This window comes from Yersinia sp. Marseille-Q5920, from assembly GCF_946902935.1.
In the GTDB taxonomy this organism is placed as follows: domain Bacteria; phylum Pseudomonadota; class Gammaproteobacteria; order Enterobacterales; family Enterobacteriaceae; genus Yersinia; species Yersinia rochesterensis.
Genome location: NZ_CAMPQA010000004.1, coordinates 121,451 through 139,815, shown reverse-complemented (window position 1 = coordinate 139,815; position 18,365 = coordinate 121,451). Strand labels below are relative to the sequence as shown.

Here is an 18,365-nt window from a genome sequence, read left to right as displayed (position 1 = left end):
TGTAGCGCACTAATAAAATAAAGGTGTCGCCTATACAGAAACACAAGCGGCCCTAAGGCCGCCTGCAAAATTCTCATCTACTAATACCCTAAATCAGGCCAGAATGACTACTGTTATCAAGCTTGATTTAATTTATCTGACCGTTTAAGCCAATGTTCCTGCTCCGCGGCAAGAGGGTGAAGCCGGTACGGTATCTTGTAATCCAGCCCACTCTTTCAGGGTGTAAGTGTGCAAAGCCAGCGCATGAACCGTACTCGCTAACTCTTCAGCCAACGCACTATAAATCGCGCGGTGGCGAGTAAGAAAGCGTTGGTCTTGAAATTTATCGCTAACGATCACAATTTTAAAATGACTTTCCGAACCCGCAGGAACATTGTGGCGATAACTTTCATTAATGACCTCCAGATGAGCCGGTTCGAATGCCGCTTTTAGTTTTTCTTCAATTTGTTCTCGAATCAAAATCATCATGATCTCCTTACTGCTAAGGCAGAAAACCGCCTACTCTCTATTACAATTAGGTTCTATTGCAATACAGGTTCTATTGCAATATTAGTGTATTTTCGCTGTTTTATAACATTTCAGATACAAAATATCCTGAATATCTCACCGCTATCGGCTCAAACGAAGGGGCTAATCTCCTCATTCAACCCAAATGCTATTTGTAAGAACTTTGAAGTAAATAAAAGGTCACTTGGGGGAAAACGTATTTTTTGGTGAAATTCTCTACATCAGGATCTTCCACCAGCCACTCGCAGTGCTATGATGTCGCCACTGCAAACTCGCAAAATAACATGGCTGCTATCCCGCTCTGATTATTAAAGAATTCCATAACTATTGAGAAAGTGAACATGCTAAAGAAAATTCTTTTCCCGCTGTTAGCTGTTTTTATTCTGGCGGGCTGTGCTGCCAGTAACAACACATTGAATGTCACTCCGAAAGTGGTCTTGCCACCTCAAGATCCAACCCTGATGGGGGTGACTATCAGCATTAATGGGGCTGATCAGCGCCAAGATGCTGCGTTGGCTAAGGTGAATCGTGATGGTCAGTTGGTGGTATTAACGCCATCGCGTGATCTGCGTTTCCTGTTACAAGAAGTGCTCGAAAAGCAAATGACGGCTCGCGGCTATATGATTGGTACTAATGCGCCAGTTGACTTACAAATTGTTGTCAATCAACTGTTTGCTGACGTACAGGAAGGTAATCTTCGCTATAACATTACCACCAAAGCCGACATTTCGATTACTGCTACCGCGAAAAACGGCAATAAGCAGGTTAAAAACTACCGCGCCAGCTATAACGTCCAGGGCGCCTTTACTGCGACCAACGAAAAGATCACTGATGCCGTTAATACCGTGTTGAGTGATGTGATTGCAGATATGGCGCAGGACACCAGTGTCAGCAGCTTTATCAAACAAAATGCCCGCTAATCTGCCGTTTGCTTAATATCATTATTACTGCTTAACAGAATGCTCTGCCCCGCTCATGGGGTTGAGCATGTAGGTCTCACATGCCCAATCGCTATTCGAACCTTTTTACCCAACGTAATTCTCTTGTTCTTTTGTTGTTGGGATTTGCCTCAGGCCTGCCTTTAGCCCTGACCGGCGGGACATTGCAAGCTTGGATGACAGTCGAAAACGTCGACCTGAAAACCATTGGTATTTTTTCCTTAGTCGGCCAAGCTTACGTTTTTAAGTTCCTTTGGTCCCCATTAATGGACCGCTATACCCCTTCATTTTTGGGGCGTCGCCGAGGTTGGTTGATAATCAGCCAATTGCTATTAATCATCGCCATTATCGCCATGGGCTTTATGGAGCCGGCTAAACATTTATGGTGGCTGGCCGCTATTGCTGTGCTGGTTGCATTCTGTTCTGCATCGCAAGATATTGTTTTTGATGCCTACAAAACCGACTTACTCACGGCAGAAGAGCGCGGCACCGGTGCCGCAGTTTCCGTGCTGGGTTATCGCCTTGCCATGTTGGTATCTGGCGGGCTGGCGCTGTGGATAGCGGATCGCTATCTCGGTTGGCAATCCACTTACTGGCTGATGGCAGGGTTGATGCTCATTGGGGTATTTACCACCTTATTAGCCCCTGAACCCGACATTCGAATTGCTCCGCCGAAAACACTGGAACAGGCAATCGTCGAACCATTGCGCGATTTCTTTGGTCGCAACAATGCATGGCTAATTCTGCTGCTAATCGTGCTGTACAAAATGGGCGATGCCTTTGCCGCCAGCTTGAGCACCACTTTCTTGATTCGTGGAGTGGGATTTGATGCAGGTGAAGTCGGACTGGTCAATAAAACCCTAGGATTAATCGCCACAATTATTGGTGCACTGTATGGCGGCCTGCTGATGCAGCGCCTGAGTTTATTCAGGGCATTGATGATATTCGGCATTTTACAAGCCGTATCCAACATTGGCTATTGGCTATTATCCATTACAGACAAAAATATACTCTCCATGGGTAGCGCCATTTTCCTGGAAAATCTGTGTGGTGGGATGGGGACGGCGGCGTTTGTTGCTCTGCTGATGACGCTGTGTAATAAATCTTTCTCCGCGACACAATTTGCTTTGTTATCAGCATTATCCGCAGTGGGCCGTGTATATGTTGGCCCAATCGCCGGATGGTTTGTTGAAACACATGGCTGGCCTCTCTTCTATTTATTCTCCATTGCTGCGGCCATTCCTGGCCTGATATTGCTTTATATCTGCCGCAAGACGTTGGAGCATACGCAGAAAACAGATGAATTTATGCCGCGAACGGCGTTTAAAACGGCTTATCGCTGGGCATTACGCTTTTTGACAATTGGTTGCGTATTACTCGCTGCATGGTTGATTTTACTGATAAGTAATGCGCTAGATTGGACCGCAGCTACCCAAGTGGCTGACATGTTGCTGTTACGGGGTATTCAGCTCAGCGTGCTCGGTATGGTTCTCGGTGGGGTATTAGATTATCTCGCACTCAGGCGCGAAAAGTTAGCTTAATAAACCGCATTAAATGACAAAAGCCGGTATTTATACCGGCTTTTTTTATGGTTACAAAATAAGCTATCCGAATACTCCCCATCTGATTTGTTGAGCTTAATCACAAATCCAAGCAACAATTGCAAAATATTATTCACAAAAAGAGATCTGTGTCACTTTCAACTATTTATCCTTTCGTGCTCTGAGTCTATGATGAGCGCACTTTTTGTTAGGGATTGTGTCCTTTTATTTCTCCTGACATCTTTCAACCACACAGAGGCATTTATGCGTAAAATTCTTATCGGTGCTGCGGCGCTGGCTGCGATCACCTTGGCTCCGGCTGTGCAAGCTGAATACCAATGGGGATTTGCTAATATCAGCATGAACTACTTAGACTGGACGCGCAGTACGACGCATAAATCAGGTAATTCTTCGCATAAAGATGACTTCGCATATATTGAGTTGGAAGGTGGGGCAGGTTATAGCTGGGGCGAAGTTTACGGCTTCTTTGACTTAGAAAACCCGTTCAATTCAAAAACGGCACAACCTGGTGATAACCAACGTTATACTTTCAAAACAACCGGGCGTTACTACTTAGGCGATACCGGTTTCAACCTGTATGGCCACCTTTACGGAACTTACTCACTGCCAAGTGCAGAAGGTAATAATTACAGTAACTTCCATGAAGTGAATACTTTGTACGGCATCGGCTATAACGCAACGGTTGCTGGCGTGTGGATGAAACCCTTCGTTGCACTGCATTATGTTGATCAAACCTATTACTCAGGCAATAACGGTTATGTTGTCGGTTGGGTTGCAGGTTATGACTTTACTGCATTCGATGAGAACTTCAGCATCACCAACTGGAATGAATTGGAGTTCAACCGCGCTGAGCGCTACGCCGCAGGTAACGGTGGCCGTGACGGGGTGAACGGAGCCATTGCGCTTTGGTGGACACCAATTAAGCAATTCACTACTGGTATTCAGTACCGTTATGCTTATAACAAATTAGGCGAAGATTTTTTACAAGATGGTATCGTTTATTCCATTAAATATAACTTCTAACTAAATGATTCCGGAGCAGCTATTTATAGCGCTCCGGAATATATTTAAATTTACCATTGCATCACATATTATTTACATAAAATAAGCTTACGAAATAATTAAAAATCAGTATTTACCACGAATAAAACGCCAATTACCGTTGTTTTTCCTTAACATCCTCAGTTTCACTCCCAAGCACTTTCGCCAACATATTGTTGCCATTAGTAAATTATCACGCTGCACAACATCTGTGACCCCCTTAACATAAAGTGTCAACAAGCCGCTGACACAATCTGATGTATGTTTACAGTCCTGCAACCTTCCCGTAAAATGCCCGCACACATGAAACGACAATAGAGCCCTTTTGTAATTGAGGTCGTTAGATGAGACTTAAGAAATACATTAAAAATATGGGTATGTTGTCTTTATTAGCAGCCACGGTAATGCTCAGTGGTTGCGATATGGTATTGATGAACCCCAAAGGCGCAATCGGAGTCGAGCAAAAAACACTGATACTCACTGCTATCGGTTTAATGTTGATCGTCGTAGTTCCGGTTATTTTTATGGCGTTTGCTTTTGCATGGAAGTACCGCGCGTCCAACAAAAGTGCGACCTACACCCCAAACTGGTCCCATTCCAACAAAATTGAGCTTGTTGTTTGGGCTGTTCCAATCATTATCATTGCTATTTTAGCCACGATAACTTGGAAAACCTCCCACGAACTTGACCCGTTCAAACCGCTCGAAGTGGCTGGTAAAGAACCGATCACTATTGAAGTGGTTTCCCTTGACTGGAAATGGCTGTTTATCTATCCAGAACAAGGTATTGCTACAGTAAATGAACTGGCTTTCCCTACTGACGTTCCGGTGAATTTTAAAATCACCTCCAACTCAGTAATGAACTCGTTCTTTATCCCTCAGTTAGGCGGGCAGATTTATGCGATGGCTGGGATGCAAACCAAATTGCATCTGATTGCTAACGAAGCCGGTAAATACAATGGTATTTCCAGCAGCTTCAGTGGCAAAGGCTTCTCTGGTATGAAATTCACTGCGATCGCAACACCTACGCAGGAAGACTTTAACCAGTGGGTCGCACAGGTGAAAAAATCGCCGAACACCCTGAATACCACTGACGATTTCAATAAACTGGCTGAACCGAGCGAAAATAACCCGGTTGAGTATTTCTCCAGTGTTAAACCGGAGCTGTTTAAGGGAATTATTGGCAAATTTATGGGCGATATGAACATGCACAAGAAAGGCGATGATACCCATAAAGGTATGGATATGAGCCAGGGCATGGATATGGGCGAACACGCCGCTCACGCCGGAGCCGAGGAATAAAACGATGTTGGGAAAATTAACACTTGATGCGGTTCCGCTACACGAACCAATCATTATGGTTACCGTTGCTGCAATTGTTCTGGGTGGGCTGGCTCTTGTCGCTGCCCTGACCTATTTCGGCAAATGGAAATGGTTATGGAGCGAATGGCTGACTTCGGTTGACCATAAAAAGATCGGTATCATGTACATTCTGGTCGCCATGGTCATGCTTTTGCGTGGTTTTGCCGACGCCATCATGATGCGTAGCCAGCAAGCACTTGCTTCCGCTGGCGAGGCCGGGTTCCTGCCGCCTCATCACTATGACCAGATTTTCACCGCTCACGGCGTTATCATGATTTTCTTCATGGCGATGCCTTTTGTGGTGGGTTTGATGAACGTGGTCGTACCGCTACAAATCGGTGCTCGTGACGTTGCCTTCCCGTTCCTGAACTCCCTGAGTTTCTGGTTCTTTGTCGTCGGGGTGGTGTTAATCAACATCTCTCTGGGGGTCGGTGAATTCGCGCAAACCGGTTGGTTGGCCTATCCGCCACTGTCAGGTAAAGAGTACAACCCAGGTGTCGGGGTCGATTACTGGATCTGGAGTCTACAGATTTCTGGTTTAGGGACTTTGCTGACCGGTGTTAACTTCTTCGCCACTATTTTGAAAATGCGTGCGCCTGGCATGTCGATGATGAAGATGCCTGTCTTCACATGGGCGGCACTTTGCACCAACATTTTAATTATCGTTTCTTTCCCGATCCTGACTGTGACCGTCGCGTTGCTGACTCTGGACCGCTACCTTGGCACCCATTTCTTTACCAATGATATGGGTGGCAACATGATGATGTACATCAACCTGATTTGGGCCTGGGGCCATCCGGAAGTGTACATTCTGGTTCTGCCGGTATTTGGGGTATTCTCCGAAGTTACCGCGACTTTCTCCAGAAAGCGTCTGTTTGGTTACACCTCTTTAGTGTGGGCAACCATCGCGATTACCGTACTGTCGTTTATTGTTTGGCTGCACCACTTCTTCACCATGGGGTCAGGTGCCAACGTTAACGCCTTCTTCGGTATAGCGACCATGATTATTTCCATCCCAACTGGGGTGAAAATCTTCAACTGGCTGTTCACCATGTACCAAGGCCGTATTCAGCTTAACTCCGCGATGTTGTGGACTATTGGCTTCATCGTCACCTTCTCTATTGGTGGGATGACCGGCGTTCTGTTAGCTGTACCGGGCGCAAACTTTGTACTGCATAACAGCTTGTTCCTGATTGCCCACTTCCATAACGTGATTATCGGTGGTGTGGTGTTCGGTTGCTTCGCTGGCCTGACCTATTGGTGGCCTAAATCCTTCGGCTTCACGCTGAATGAGAAATGGGGTATCCGTGCATTCTGGTTCTGGATTATCGGCTTCTTCGTTGCCTTTATGCCACTGTATGTACTGGGCTTTATGGGCATGACCCGTCGTCTGAGCCAGGACATCAACCCAGAATTCCACGCGATGTTAATGGTGGCAGCTGGCGGTGCAGTGCTGATTGCTTGCGGTATCTTGTGCCAGGTTATCCAGGTGTTCGTCAGTATCCGTGACCGCGAGCAGAATCGTGACCTGACCGGTGACCCATGGGGTGGCCGTACGCTGGAGTGGTCTACCTCTTCCCCACCGCCGTTCTATAACTTCGCTGTTGTTCCTGAAGTGACAGACCGTGACGAATTCTGGGATATGAAAGAGAAAGGCGAAGCATACAAACGCCCAGCGAAATATGAAGAAATCCACATGCCGAAGAACACCGGTGCAGGTGTGATTATTGCTGGCTTCAGCTTGATCTTCGGCTTTGCCATGATCTGGTACATCTGGTGGCTGGCCATCGTTGGCTTCGTCGGCATGATTGTGACCTGGATTGTGAAAAGCTTCGACGAGGATGTTGATTACTATGTGCCAGTTGCAGAAGTGGAGCGCATTGAAGATCTTCATCATGAACAAATCAGCAAAGCAGGCGTGAATCATGTCAACTGAAACTCTGACTAACCATAACGTCGCCCATGCAGAGCATGGGCATCACGATGCAGGAGCGACGAAAGTATTCGGCTTCTGGATCTACTTGATGAGCGACTGTATTTTGTTTGCGACCTTGTTTGCAACTTATGCAGTGCTGGTAAACGGGACCGCTGGCGGCCCTTCAGGCCGGGATATCTTCGACTTGAACTTTGTTCTGGTCGAAACTTTCCTGTTGCTGTTTAGTAGTATTACTTACGGCATCGCGATGCTGGGCATGAACAAAGGCCACAAAAACCAGGTTAATACCTGGTTAGGTCTAACTTTCCTGTTCGGCCTGGGCTTTGTGGCAATGGAAATCTATGAATTCCATCACCTGATTGCTGAAGGTTACGGCCCGGATCGCAGCGCGTTCCTGTCTAGCTTCTTCGCACTGGTTGCCACCCACGGTATTCACGTTACCGCTGGCCTGGTTTGGATCATCATTATGATGATTCAAGTAGCAAAACGCGGCCTGAATGAAACGAACCGTACCCGCCTGATGTGCCTGAGCTTGTTCTGGCACTTCCTGGATGTGGTCTGGATCTGCGTATTCACCGTTGTCTATCTGTTAGGAGCTATGTGATGAGCCATCCAACATCTAGTCATTCAACAACGACTCACGGTGGAGCCAGCCACGGTAGCTTGAAGTCATATATTATTGGCTTCATTCTGTCGGTCATTCTGACTGTTATTCCATTCGCTATGGTGATGAGCGGTACCGCCTCCCATACGACTATTCTGGCCACAGTGGTCGGTTTAGCCGTGGTGCAGATTATCGTGCACCTGGTGTACTTCCTACATATGAATGGATCGTCCGAGGAACGTTGGAATCTGGTGGCTTTCCTGTTCACCGCTATGATTATCGCAATCGTTGTTGTGGGCTCACTCTGGATTATGTACAACCTCAACATCAATATGATGGTTGACTGAAGAGCTGCATGTGATGATTAAGCAATACCTGCAAGTAACTAAACCAGGAATTATTTTCGGCAATTTAATTTCTGTCGTTGGGGGATTTCTCCTCGCTTCCAAAGGCGTGATTGATTACCCCCTTTTTCTCGCCACCCTGTTCGGTGTCTCGTTAGTTGTTGCCTCCGGGTGCGTTTTTAACAACTATATCGACCGTGATATCGACCGCATCATGGAGAGAACGAAGAATCGTGTCCTGGTAAAAGGGCTTATCGATCCGAAAGTGAGCCTGATTTATGCAACAGTGCTGGGTATTGCTGGCATGCTGCTGCTCTATGTTGCCGCTAACCCATTAGCCATGTGGCTGGCTGTGATTGGTTTCGTGATTTATGTCGGGGTTTATAGCCTCTATATGAAACGCAAATCCGTCTACGGCACATTGATTGGCAGCTTGTCAGGTGCCGCCCCACCGGTGATTGGTTACTGTGCCGTTACTGGGCAGTTTGATATGGGTGCCTTGATCCTGCTGCTTATTTTCAGCTTGTGGCAAATGCCGCATTCCTACGCCATCGCGATTTTCCGCTTTAAGGATTATCAAGCTGCCAACATTCCGGTTCTGCCGGTGATAAAAGGAATATCGGTCACCAAAAACCATATTACCCTTTATATTTTGGCATTTATGGTCGCCACCTTGATGCTGACCTTAAGTGGTTATGCCGGTTACAAATACTTGGTTGTAGCTGCTGCGGTGAGTGTCTGGTGGTTGGGGATGGCATTACGCGGTTACAAGGCAACCAATGACATCGTATGGGCGAGAAAACTCTTTGTATTCTCTATCATTGCCATTACGTCATTGAGCGTCATGATGTCTGTTGATTTCAATGTCCCTGCCTCGGCTGGATTACTGACTTACGTCGGGTAATTTCAATCCTGTTGCTCTGAAAATGGCTGTGACCTACAGCCACTTTTTATTTCTGCTTTGCCCTCCCCTGCTGTTAACTAAAAACTCGCCTGTAATACATTCTAAACATCAATAGATTTACTGGCTGTGCCCAACATCATTACAATGGGAGAGAATGTTTTTTTGAGGTGGTAATGAACGACAATAAAATGACCCCACTGGAGCTTCGGGCGACCTGGGGGCTGGGTACAGTATTCTCTTTGCGCATGCTCGGCATGTTTATGGTTTTGCCGGTTCTCACCACCTACGGCATGGCGCTTTCCGGTGCCAGTGAAGCACTGATTGGTATCGCTATTGGCATCTATGGACTGTCTCAGGCCATTTTCCAGATCCCATTCGGGCTAGTTTCTGATCGCATCGGCCGTAAGCCGTTAATCGTCGGCGGCCTGTTGATTTTTGCTCTGGGTAGTGTCATTGCGGCCATGAGTGATTCAATCTGGGGCATCATTCTGGGCCGTGCGCTGCAAGGCTCCGGAGCGATCGCCGCCGCCGTCATGGCGCTGTTATCAGATTTGACTCGTGAACAAAACCGCACTAAAGCGATGGCATTTATTGGTGTCAGCTTTGGCGTCACTTTTGCCATCGCCATGGTGCTCGGGCCAATTGTCACCCATGCTTTTGGCTTGCAAGCCCTGTTTTGGAGCATCGCCCTACTCGCGCTATTGGGCATTGTTATAACCTTAGCCGTGGTGCCGGATGCCGATAGCCATGTGCTGAATCGCGAATCCAGTATCGTCAAGGGCAGTGTGAGCAAAGTGCTCAACAATAGCCGGCTACTCAAACTCAATTTTGGCATTATGTGTTTGCACATATTATTGATGTCGAGCTTCGTGGCCTTGCCACAGATGATGGCCAGTGCGGGCTTAGCGCCTGCTCAACACTGGATTGTCTATCTGGTGACCATGTTGGTCTCCTTCGCCGCAGTCGTACCGTTTATTATTTATGCTGAAGTCAAACGCCGCATGAAACAGGTCTTTATGGGCTGTGTCGCAGTACTGTTTGCCGCCGAAGTGGTGCTGTGGTCTGCCGGGCAACAACTGTGGATTATCATTGCTGGCGTGCAACTATTCTTTATTGCTTTCAATGTGATGGAAGCCATATTGCCGTCATTGATCAGTAAAGAATCGCCAGCCGGCTATAAAGGCACTGCAATGGGGATTTACTCCACCAGCCAGTTTATTGGTGTAGCTATCGGCGGCAGTTTAGGTGGCTGGATATTTGGTATGGAAGGGGCAAGTATGGTGTTTGCGGGTGGTGCAGTTGTTGCGCTGGTGTGGTTTGGCGTCAGTGCCACCATGCAAGAGCCACCTTATGTCAGTAGCCTGCGCATTACCTTGTCAGAATTGGCAGTAAAAGATTCAGCCTTGGAAGAGCGGATCAGAGCACAACCCGGTGTCACGGAGGCCGTGGTGGTAAGAGCCGAGCGCAGCGCTTATGTCAAAGTCGATACCAAAAAAACCAATCGCAATCAGCTAGAAGAATTAGTTAACGCGATATAACCCAAATCAGGTACAGAATTTTGTACCTGATTTAGCTAAGTATCAGTCGCGGAAGTTATTGAACTGGAATGGTTGGCCCAAATCAGCACCACGAATCAATGCCATCACACCCTGCAAATCATCACGCGCTTTACCGGTAACCCGAACTTGTTCACCTTGAATCTGTGCCTGAACTTTCAGTTTGCTGTCTTTAATCAGCTTAACCAGCTTCTTAGCCTGAGCACTTTCAATCCCTTGCTTCAATTTGGCATCCACACTGTAGGTTTTGCCACTGCGGTCCATTTCTTCCGGGATTTCCAATGCCGCCCCTTCAATGCCGCGTTTGGTCAATTGAGCACGCAAAATATCCAGCAGCTGCTCAACCTGGAAATCAGATTCACTGGCCACTTTGATACTTTCGTTCTTTTCATTTAACTCAAAACTCGCAGGAACATTACGGAAATCCCAACGGTTTGCCAGATCACGGGTGGCGTTTTCCACTGCGTTGCGCACTTCTTGCATATCAATTTCAGATACGATGTCGAAAGATGGCATATTCCCTCCTCCTGATAAAATGAATGGCTAGCATAATAACCGCTTTATCCCAACAGACAAAGCCAAGTGCTGCCAATGGCTCAATTCCTCTACGGTTCTGGGTGAAGCCGGTTTGTAGCTAACTCTTCGTTTTGTGACCCAAAAGTCTATAATCAGAGCATAATACTGAGAAAACACTGTATATCCCCAAGTGACTTCGAGATGCAGGTAGGCGGCAACCGAGTAAATCTCCAAGAGCTTAGATAACTAAGTGACTGGGGTGAGCAAGGGCAGCCAACACCCCTGCATATTGAAGGGCGACGGGTATATTTCCGCCCATACCAAGGAGGTCTCAATGAAAATTACTGTGCTTGGTTGCGGAGCTCTCGGGCAGTTGTGGTTATCAGCGCTATACCAGCAAGGCCACGATGTGCAAGGCTGGCTTCGTGTGCCACAGCCCTACTGTTCAGTTAATGTCATATTGTTAGGTGGCGAAGCATTCAATCAGAACCTCCCCACTAATGATCCTGAGCATCTGTCAAAAAGTGAATTATTATTGGTTTGCTTAAAGGCATGGCAAGTATCCAGTGCCATCACCGGCTTACTGCCCAAACTTAACCCCGAATGTAAGATTTTACTGTTACATAATGGGATGGGCACACAGGAAGAATTACCACGGGATGACCATCTTTTTCTCCATGGTGTGACTACCCATGCTGCGCGCCGGGATGGCAACACCATCGTCCATGTCGCCAGCGGTATTACTCATATAGGCCCAATGTCCCCCATTGCGACCAACATCAGCCAGTTGGCCGACATTTTGCATCAGGCCCTGCCGGACGTCGCCTGGCATGACGACATTTCTGCGGCATGTTGGCAAAAACTGGCGGTAAACTGTGTGATTAATCCGCTTACCGGCCTATATAACTGCCGCAATGGGGATCTGCAACGCTATCCAGAACTGATTGAGAAATTATGTGCTGAGGTCGCCAGTGTGATGGAGATGGAGGGCTACCATACCTCAACCAGCAGCCTGTTAAGCTATGTCAATGATGTTATCCAGAGCACCGCCAATAACATCTCATCACTATTACAGGATTTACGCTGCCAACGGCACACCGAAATAGACTACATCACCGGCTATTTACTGAGGCGCGCGCGCAGTCACGGCATGACCTTGCCGGAAAATGCCCGGTTGTATGACTTAATTAAACGTAAGGAAAACGAGTATGAGCGTATCGGCGCTGGTTTGCCTGGCTCCTGGTAGTGAAGAAACCGAGGCTGTCACAACAATTGATATTCTGGTGCGTGCGGGCATTAACGTCACGACCGCCAGTGTTGCTAGTGACGGCGCACTGGAAATAGTGTGTTCACGTGGCGTCCGGTTACTGGCTGATACTCGCCTGGTGGATGTAGCGGATCAAAAGTTTGATGTGGTAGTGCTTCCCGGCGGGATTAAGGGCGCAGAATGCTTTCGCGACAGCCCATTGTTAGTCGCCACTGTAGAACAAACACATAAAGAGGGCCGTTTGGTCGCCGCCATTTGCGCCGCACCCGCCTTAGTCCTTGAGCATCACCAGTTATTCCCGGTTGGCAATATGACTGGCTTTCCGGCATTAAAAGACAAAATTGATCCAACAAAATGGATGGATCAACGTGTTGTTTATGACCGTCGAGTCAATCTGGTCACCAGCCAGGGGCCAGGAACATCCATCGATTTCGCGCTAAAGATTGTTTTTTTACTGCTCGGACGAGAAAAGGCCGAAGAGATCGCCTGGCAACTGGTACTACCGCCAGGGATTTATAACTATACCCTTCGGACTTGAAGCCGCAGAGTTGTTAGCTACACGCGCTCACCCGAATCACTTACCTGAGTAAGCTCATCGGGATGAGTTTGCTGGCTGCCTACCTGCAACTCCAATTACTTTGGGTATATAATGAATATGATCATAGCAACCACTGCGCAAGCCCAGAATGGCGAAGCGCAGTAGCCGTTAACATCCCGCAACAAGGCGTAGCGAGCGAAAGGAGTTTGAGTGCGCACTGCGCGCAGAACCCGGAGCGTACACGTAGTACGTGAGGAGTTCGAGTACAGCGCAAGCTCAAAATCCACACGCGCAGTAGCCGTTAGCTTATTACCTTTAAGGGCGGTAAACTTTCACATTGGTATAGCCCTGCTCGCGCAGATATAAAGCCTGCAAACGGCTCATTACACCGCGATCGCAATACAACAAATAGTTTTTGCTCTGATCCAAATCGGCAAACTGAGAACTCAGTTTATAGAACGGCAGCGCCCGGACTTCAATCCCGTCTAACTTCAGCGGCTTTTCATCTTGCTCATCGGGCGCACGAATATCCAGCAACACATCGGTATCCGCCAGCTCGGCGACGGTTTCAACTTCAACCACCTGCTCACGGCTTTGTTCAGCAATTTCACGGATATCGACGTTTTTAGCTTCATTGACTACTCGGTCCAAAATGGAGAAATCAAAGTGAGATTCCTCTTCTTCAATTTTGGCTTTGACCGCTTTCACCGTCGGGCTTTTTGAAATCACACCGCAATATTCTGGCATGGTTTTAGCAAAATCTTCGGTGCCGATTTCACGCGCCAGATTGATGATGTGCTCTTTATCATGAGAAATAAGTGGCCGTAAAATCAAGGTGTCAGAGGCATTATCAATTAAACGCAAATTGGTCAGTGTCTGGCTGGAGACCTGCCCCAGTGCTTCACCGGTGACTAACGCCTGCACGCCGTAACGTTCTGCAACCTGAGACGCCGCGCGCACCATCATGCGTTTTAACACCACGCCCATCTGGCCATCTTCGACTTTCTCGAGAATTTCGCCCACCACTGGCTCAAAATCAATAGCAACAAAACGCACCCGATGGGAGCTACCAAAACGGTTCCACAGATAATGAGCGACTTGCTTCACCCCAATTTCATGGGCTGAGCCACCAAGGTTGAAGAAGCAATAATGCACGCGGCAACCACGGCGCATCAGCATATAGCTGGAGACACCCGAGTCAAAACCGCCTGAAATCAGAGATAAAACATCTTCCTGCGTCCCAATCGGGAAACCACCCAATCCTTCATGACGCGCTTTGATCAGTGTCAGTTTGTCCTGATCAACTTCTAAATGAACCGTTACCTGAGGATGAGTCAGTTTAACTTTTGCACTTTCAATATGTTGATTCAGACCGCCGCCAACATATCGCTCAACATCACCCGATGAAAACTCATGTTTACCACGGCGTTTCACCCGAACACAGAATGTTTTCCCGATCAGAGTTTCACGATAAGCTTCCAGCGTTTGCTCGAAAATATTGTGCATATCAGTGTAGCTGCGATCTTCCACTTCGAGAATATGGTGGATCCCTGGGACACGGGTCAGAGCATCACAAATCTGTGGGCCAAGATTGTCATCTTTAGTACGGATTTCAATATGATCCCAATGGCGAACCACCGCGAGGGTATCGTCCTCAAGGTTTTTCAATACATTGCGGATATTGGTTGTGAGGATCTTAATGAAGCGCAATCGCACAGATTGACTCTTGATGGTGATTTCTGGGAACAATTTAATGATAAACTTCATGGCGGTCTTTAGTTGTCTGGTTATGGAGTGATGGCGTTGCTAGTGAGAGCAACAGTCAAAAGTGTTAGCGAAAACATGCAAGCCGAGGAGTATATCACTATATGATGTGCTGCTGCGTACTAAAAACCGGACTTAAACGTCACGATTTCCCCTTCATTATCCGCTAGAATAGCCGGTAATAAACTTTTGACCTGAAGTTGACCTGAAGAGTTGCTCTCTGTAAGCAGGGAGACGTTACGCGCCATCAAGGTTACGTTTCATAAAAATACCGAGTCGAATAAAAACTATGCCGAAAAAAGCCGCATCACCTGAAACCAAAGCTGCCAGTTTTGAGACATCACTCAGCGAACTGGAACAGATTGTTACTCGCCTGGAGTCCGGCGAGCTTCCGCTGGAAGAGGCATTAAATGAGTTTGAGCGCGGGGTGCAATTAGCACGTCTTGGGCAGCAAACCTTGCTGCAAGCTGAACAACGCGTTCAAGTTCTGTTGAGCGACGATGTTGATGCGCCATTAACCCCTTTCACTCCAGATACTGAGTAGCCTTATGTCTAACATTCACTCCTCAGTGGACTTCAATCAGCAGCTTGCCGCGCACCAGCAGCGAATCAACCAAGCTCTGTTGGATTTCATTGCGCCGCTTCCTTTTGGCAACAGTGATTTGGTTGAGGCGATGCGCTATGGTGCCGTGCTGGGTGGTAAACGGCTGCGCCCTTATTTGGTTTACGCCACCGGCCAAATGTTCGGCCTGCCACTGACCTGTTTGGATGCCCCTGCGGCGGCAATTGAATGTATCCATGCTTATTCATTAATTCATGATGATTTACCGGCGATGGATGACGATGATTTGCGCCGTGGGCAGCCAACTTGCCATGTGAAGTTTGGTGAAGCCAATGCCATTCTGGCCGGTGATGCATTGCAAACACTGGCATTTTCTATCCTGGCAGAAGCCCCAATGCCCGGTGTGGCAGATAAAGACCGCCTGTCGATGATTGCAGAATTAGCCCATGCCAGTGGTGTGGCGGGCATGTGTGGCGGTCAGGCTTTGGATCTGGAAGCAGAAACTCGCCAGATTGCACTCGCTGACCTTGAAAAAATCCACCGGCATAAAACCGGAGCATTGATCCGTGCAGCCATGCGTCTCGGCGCTTTGGCAGCCGGTGCCCCTGGCCGCGAAGCATTGCCATTACTTGACCGCTATGCAAACGCCATCGGTCTGGCCTTTCAGGTGCAAGACGATATTTTAGATGTTATTGGTGATACCGCTACAATTGGTAAGCGCCAAGGGTCAGATCAGCAACACGGAAAAAGCACCTATCCAGCACTTCTGGGGTTAGATTGCGCCAAAGCCAAAGCCATGGACCTTTATCAGGAAGCCGTTAGCGCCCTGAATGAGTTGTCAGAGCAATCCTATAACATAGCGCCACTACAGGCTTTAGCCTGTTTTATTATTGAGCGTGATAATTAGAAATATACTGGCAGTCCGTGAGTGCCTACTTAAACTTTTGATATGAGCATCGAATGAGTATTGATATAGCCAAATACCCGACATTGGCACTTGCTGAGAATCCTGAAGAACTGCGCATGTTGCCGAAAGAAAGTCTGCCGAAGTTATGTGATGAACTGCGGCAGTATTTGCTTGCCTCTGTCAGCCGATCCAGTGGGCATTTTGCTTCTGGGTTAGGCGTGGTTGAGCTGACTGTCGCGTTACATTACGTCTACAATACGCCGTTTGATAGCCTGGTGTGGGACGTTGGCCATCAGGCTTATCCGCACAAAATATTAACCGGCCGCCGTGAGCAGATAGGTACCATTCGCCAGAAAGATGGTTTACATCCTTTCCCATGGCGTGATGAAAGTGAATATGACGTACTTTCTGTCGGCCACTCCTCAACCTCCATCAGTGCGGGTTTGGGGATGGCGGTTGCCGCCGAGCGTGAAGGCAAAGGCCGGCGTACCGTGTGTGTGATTGGTGACGGTGCCATTACTGCCGGCATGGCTTTCGAAGCGATGAATCATGCCGGGGATATTCATTCAGACATGCTGGTTATCCTTAACGATAACGAAATGTCTATTTCAGAAAACGTAGGCGGCCTGAACAACCATTTGGCCCAGCTATTATCTGGCAAACTCTACGCCAGCCTACGAGAAGGCGGAAAGAAAGCACTTTCGGGTTTACCGCCAATTAAAGACTTGCTGAAACGCACCGAAGAACACCTGAAAGGCATGGTGGTACCCAGCACCTTATTTGAAGAGTTGGGTTTTAATTATATCGGCCCGATTGATGGCCACGACGTGCAAGCCTTGACACAAACATTGAAAAACATGCGCAGCCTAAAAGGCCCGCAACTGTTGCATATCATGACCAAGAAGGGCAAAGGCTACGCCCCAGCTGAAAAAGATCCCATTGGCTGGCACGCTGTGCCTAAGTTTGATCCGGCCTCTGGCACCTTACCGAAAAGTCAGGGCAACCTACCCACTTATTCTAAAATCTTCGGCGAATGGTTATGTGAAACCGCCGCTAAAGACAGTCAGTTAATGGCAGTAACACCCGCAATGCGTGAAGGTTCGGGGATGGTGCGCTTCTCGCGTGAATATCCACAACAGTATTTTGATGTGGCGATAGCCGAACAACACGCCGTGACCTTTGCTGCTGGCTTAGCTATTGGCGGCTACAAACCGGTCGTTGCTATCTACTCGACTTTCCTGCAACGGGCTTATGACCAGCTGATCCACGATGTTGCTATCCAGAATCTGCCAGTATTATTCGCCATTGACCGCGGCGGTTTAGTGGGGGCGGATGGCCAAACCCACCAGGGCGCATTCGATCTATCATTCATGCGCTGCATCCCTAACATGGTAATTATGACCCCTAGTGATGAGAACGAGTGCCGCCAAATGCTGCACACCGGCTATCACCACCAAGGGCCTGCGGCAGTGCGTTACCCGCGAGGCAATGGCACTGGCGTAACATTAGAGCCACTAGAAATAATGCCTATTGGTAAAGGGATCGTGCGCCGCGAAGGTGAAAAAATTGCCATCCTGTGCTTTGGGACATTACTGGCACAGGCGCAAATGGTAGCCGACAATCTGAATGCCACACTGGTAGATATGCGTTTCGTTAAACCATTGGATGAAGAATTGGTACTGGAACTGGCTGCCAGCCACGAGGTACTGGTTACTGTAGAAGAAAACGCCATTATGGGCGGTGCAGGCAGTGGTGTGAATGAACTGCTAATGGCAAAACGCCAGTTAGTGCCAGTATTGAATCTCGGTTTACCAGACAGCTTTGTTCCACAAGGTGAACAAGATGAAATGCGTGCTGAATTTGGTCTGGATGCTGACGGAATTCAGCGCCAGATTGAAGCCTGGTTGGAGTAACTCAGACAGATAACACCGTGAGCCAAGGGCGACCACTCCTACGGGCCCGCTACGACCCGAACGGAGTGTTTCCCTTGGTTCGGCTTTTAACTGCAATTTTAAAAATGACCACACATATACCCTATAGATTTCAAGGTGCAGGAAG

General features: G+C 48.0%; 17 protein-coding genes. 14 read left to right on the top strand and 3 right to left on the bottom strand.

Annotation, left to right across the window (positions count from 1 at the left end):
• Positions 1-144: 144 nt before the first annotated feature.
• Positions 145-465 (bottom strand): transcriptional regulator BolA, encoded by a 321-nt coding sequence (gene bolA, locus OVO64_RS07455; protein ID WP_072076219.1) that lies wholly within the window; start codon positions 463-465, stop codon positions 145-147.
• Between the two features lie 383 nt (positions 466-848).
• Between bolA and OVO64_RS07450 the strand changes: the two genes are divergently transcribed.
• The 9 genes from OVO64_RS07450 to OVO64_RS07410 all read left to right on the top strand — a co-directional run bounded on the left by OVO64_RS07450 (position 849) and on the right by OVO64_RS07410 (position 10,735).
• A complete protein-coding gene (locus OVO64_RS07450; protein WP_038631507.1) occupies positions 849-1,427 on the top strand; it encodes a lipoprotein in 579 nt (192 codons plus the stop codon).
• 80 nt (positions 1,428-1,507) lie between these two features.
• Positions 1,508-2,986, top strand: a complete 1,479-nt coding sequence (gene ampG, locus OVO64_RS07445; protein WP_038631505.1) for a muropeptide MFS transporter AmpG — start codon at positions 1,508-1,510, stop codon at positions 2,984-2,986.
• 264 nt (positions 2,987-3,250) lie between these two features.
• Entirely contained in the window at positions 3,251-4,030 is a 780-nt protein-coding gene (locus tag OVO64_RS07440) for an outer membrane protein OmpK (protein WP_038631503.1), read from the top strand.
• 362 nt (positions 4,031-4,392) lie between these two features.
• The gene (gene cyoA / locus OVO64_RS07435; protein ID WP_050291377.1) at positions 4,393-5,349 is read left to right on the top strand and encodes a cytochrome o ubiquinol oxidase subunit II; all 957 of its coding nucleotides are present in this window, start codon (positions 4,393-4,395) and stop codon (positions 5,347-5,349) included.
• A 4-nt stretch (positions 5,350-5,353) separates the two neighbouring features.
• Positions 5,354-7,345 carry a cytochrome o ubiquinol oxidase subunit I gene (cyoB, locus tag OVO64_RS07430; protein ID WP_050291378.1) on the top strand — a complete coding sequence of 664 codons (1,992 nt, stop codon included), beginning with the start codon at positions 5,354-5,356 and terminating at the stop codon, positions 7,343-7,345.
• Positions 7,335-7,949 carry a cytochrome o ubiquinol oxidase subunit III gene (locus OVO64_RS07425; protein WP_005163525.1) on the top strand — a complete coding sequence of 205 codons (615 nt, stop codon included), beginning with the start codon at positions 7,335-7,337 and terminating at the stop codon, positions 7,947-7,949. Before cyoB ends, OVO64_RS07425 begins: the two co-directional genes overlap by 11 nt.
• Positions 7,949-8,296 (top strand): cytochrome o ubiquinol oxidase subunit IV, encoded by a 348-nt coding sequence (locus OVO64_RS07420; protein WP_005163527.1) that lies wholly within the window; start codon positions 7,949-7,951, stop codon positions 8,294-8,296. The genes OVO64_RS07425 and OVO64_RS07420 overlap by 1 nt, the downstream gene beginning before the upstream one ends.
• A gap of 13 nt (positions 8,297-8,309) precedes the next feature.
• Entirely contained in the window at positions 8,310-9,197 is an 888-nt protein-coding gene (gene cyoE, locus OVO64_RS07415) for a heme o synthase (RefSeq protein WP_186377422.1), read from the top strand.
• Between the two features lie 173 nt (positions 9,198-9,370).
• On the top strand, positions 9,371-10,735 hold the full coding sequence (locus OVO64_RS07410; protein ID WP_038631495.1) for an MFS transporter: 1,365 nt from the start codon (positions 9,371-9,373) through the stop codon (positions 10,733-10,735).
• Between the two features lie 42 nt (positions 10,736-10,777).
• On the opposite strand, the gene OVO64_RS07405 is transcribed toward OVO64_RS07410, so the two are convergent.
• Positions 10,778-11,269, bottom strand: coding sequence for a YajQ family cyclic di-GMP-binding protein (locus OVO64_RS07405; protein WP_004393506.1), 492 nt, complete (start codon positions 11,267-11,269; stop codon positions 10,778-10,780).
• Between the two features lie 334 nt (positions 11,270-11,603).
• Between OVO64_RS07405 and panE the strand changes: the two genes are divergently transcribed.
• Together panE and yajL are read left to right on the top strand one after the other, a co-directional pair.
• On the top strand, positions 11,604-12,515 hold the full coding sequence (panE, locus tag OVO64_RS07400) for a 2-dehydropantoate 2-reductase (protein ID WP_145509737.1): 912 nt from the start codon (positions 11,604-11,606) through the stop codon (positions 12,513-12,515).
• Positions 12,478-13,074 carry a protein deglycase YajL gene (gene yajL, locus OVO64_RS07395; protein WP_145509738.1) on the top strand — a complete coding sequence of 199 codons (597 nt, stop codon included), beginning with the start codon at positions 12,478-12,480 and terminating at the stop codon, positions 13,072-13,074. Before panE ends, yajL begins: the two co-directional genes overlap by 38 nt.
• A gap of 315 nt (positions 13,075-13,389) precedes the next feature.
• Here the strand turns inward: yajL and thiI are convergent, their stop codons facing one another.
• A complete protein-coding gene (gene thiI, locus OVO64_RS07390; RefSeq protein WP_267248693.1) occupies positions 13,390-14,841 on the bottom strand; it encodes a tRNA uracil 4-sulfurtransferase ThiI in 1,452 nt (483 codons plus the stop codon).
• A gap of 286 nt (positions 14,842-15,127) precedes the next feature.
• On the opposite strand from thiI, the gene xseB reads away from it, so the two are divergent.
• The 3 genes from xseB to dxs are packed head-to-tail and all read left to right on the top strand — an operon-like array spanning position 15,128 to position 18,220.
• The gene (gene xseB / locus OVO64_RS07385; RefSeq protein WP_038631488.1) at positions 15,128-15,382 is read left to right on the top strand and encodes an exodeoxyribonuclease VII small subunit; all 255 of its coding nucleotides are present in this window, start codon (positions 15,128-15,130) and stop codon (positions 15,380-15,382) included.
• A 4-nt stretch (positions 15,383-15,386) separates the two neighbouring features.
• Positions 15,387-16,307, top strand: a complete 921-nt coding sequence (ispA, locus tag OVO64_RS07380) for a (2E,6E)-farnesyl diphosphate synthase (RefSeq protein ID WP_038631486.1) — start codon at positions 15,387-15,389, stop codon at positions 16,305-16,307.
• Positions 16,308-16,360: 53 nt separating this feature from the next.
• Entirely contained in the window at positions 16,361-18,220 is a 1,860-nt protein-coding gene (gene dxs, locus OVO64_RS07375; RefSeq protein WP_267248692.1) for a 1-deoxy-D-xylulose-5-phosphate synthase, read from the top strand.
• Positions 18,221-18,365: the final 145 nt, after the last annotated feature.

Coding starts and splice junctions, on each gene's coding strand:
- bolA (WP_072076219.1), bottom strand. CDS start 465: ATGATTTTGATTCGAGAACAAATTGAAGAAAAACTAAAAGCGGCATTC.
- OVO64_RS07450 (WP_038631507.1), top strand. CDS start 849: ATGCTAAAGAAAATTCTTTTCCCGCTGTTAGCTGTTTTTATTCTGGCG.
- ampG (WP_038631505.1), top strand. CDS start 1,508: ATGCCCAATCGCTATTCGAACCTTTTTACCCAACGTAATTCTCTTGTT.
- OVO64_RS07440 (WP_038631503.1), top strand. CDS start 3,251: ATGCGTAAAATTCTTATCGGTGCTGCGGCGCTGGCTGCGATCACCTTG.
- cyoA (WP_050291377.1), top strand. CDS start 4,393: ATGAGACTTAAGAAATACATTAAAAATATGGGTATGTTGTCTTTATTA.
- cyoB (WP_050291378.1), top strand. CDS start 5,354: ATGTTGGGAAAATTAACACTTGATGCGGTTCCGCTACACGAACCAATC.
- OVO64_RS07425 (WP_005163525.1), top strand. CDS start 7,335: ATGTCAACTGAAACTCTGACTAACCATAACGTCGCCCATGCAGAGCAT.
- OVO64_RS07420 (WP_005163527.1), top strand. CDS start 7,949: ATGAGCCATCCAACATCTAGTCATTCAACAACGACTCACGGTGGAGCC.
- cyoE (WP_186377422.1), top strand. CDS start 8,310: ATGATTAAGCAATACCTGCAAGTAACTAAACCAGGAATTATTTTCGGC.
- OVO64_RS07410 (WP_038631495.1), top strand. CDS start 9,371: ATGAACGACAATAAAATGACCCCACTGGAGCTTCGGGCGACCTGGGGG.
- OVO64_RS07405 (WP_004393506.1), bottom strand. CDS start 11,269: ATGCCATCTTTCGACATCGTATCTGAAATTGATATGCAAGAAGTGCGC.
- panE (WP_145509737.1), top strand. CDS start 11,604: ATGAAAATTACTGTGCTTGGTTGCGGAGCTCTCGGGCAGTTGTGGTTA.
- yajL (WP_145509738.1), top strand. CDS start 12,478: ATGAGCGTATCGGCGCTGGTTTGCCTGGCTCCTGGTAGTGAAGAAACC.
- thiI (WP_267248693.1), bottom strand. CDS start 14,841: ATGAAGTTTATCATTAAATTGTTCCCAGAAATCACCATCAAGAGTCAA.
- xseB (WP_038631488.1), top strand. CDS start 15,128: ATGCCGAAAAAAGCCGCATCACCTGAAACCAAAGCTGCCAGTTTTGAG.
- ispA (WP_038631486.1), top strand. CDS start 15,387: ATGTCTAACATTCACTCCTCAGTGGACTTCAATCAGCAGCTTGCCGCG.
- dxs (WP_267248692.1), top strand. CDS start 16,361: ATGAGTATTGATATAGCCAAATACCCGACATTGGCACTTGCTGAGAAT.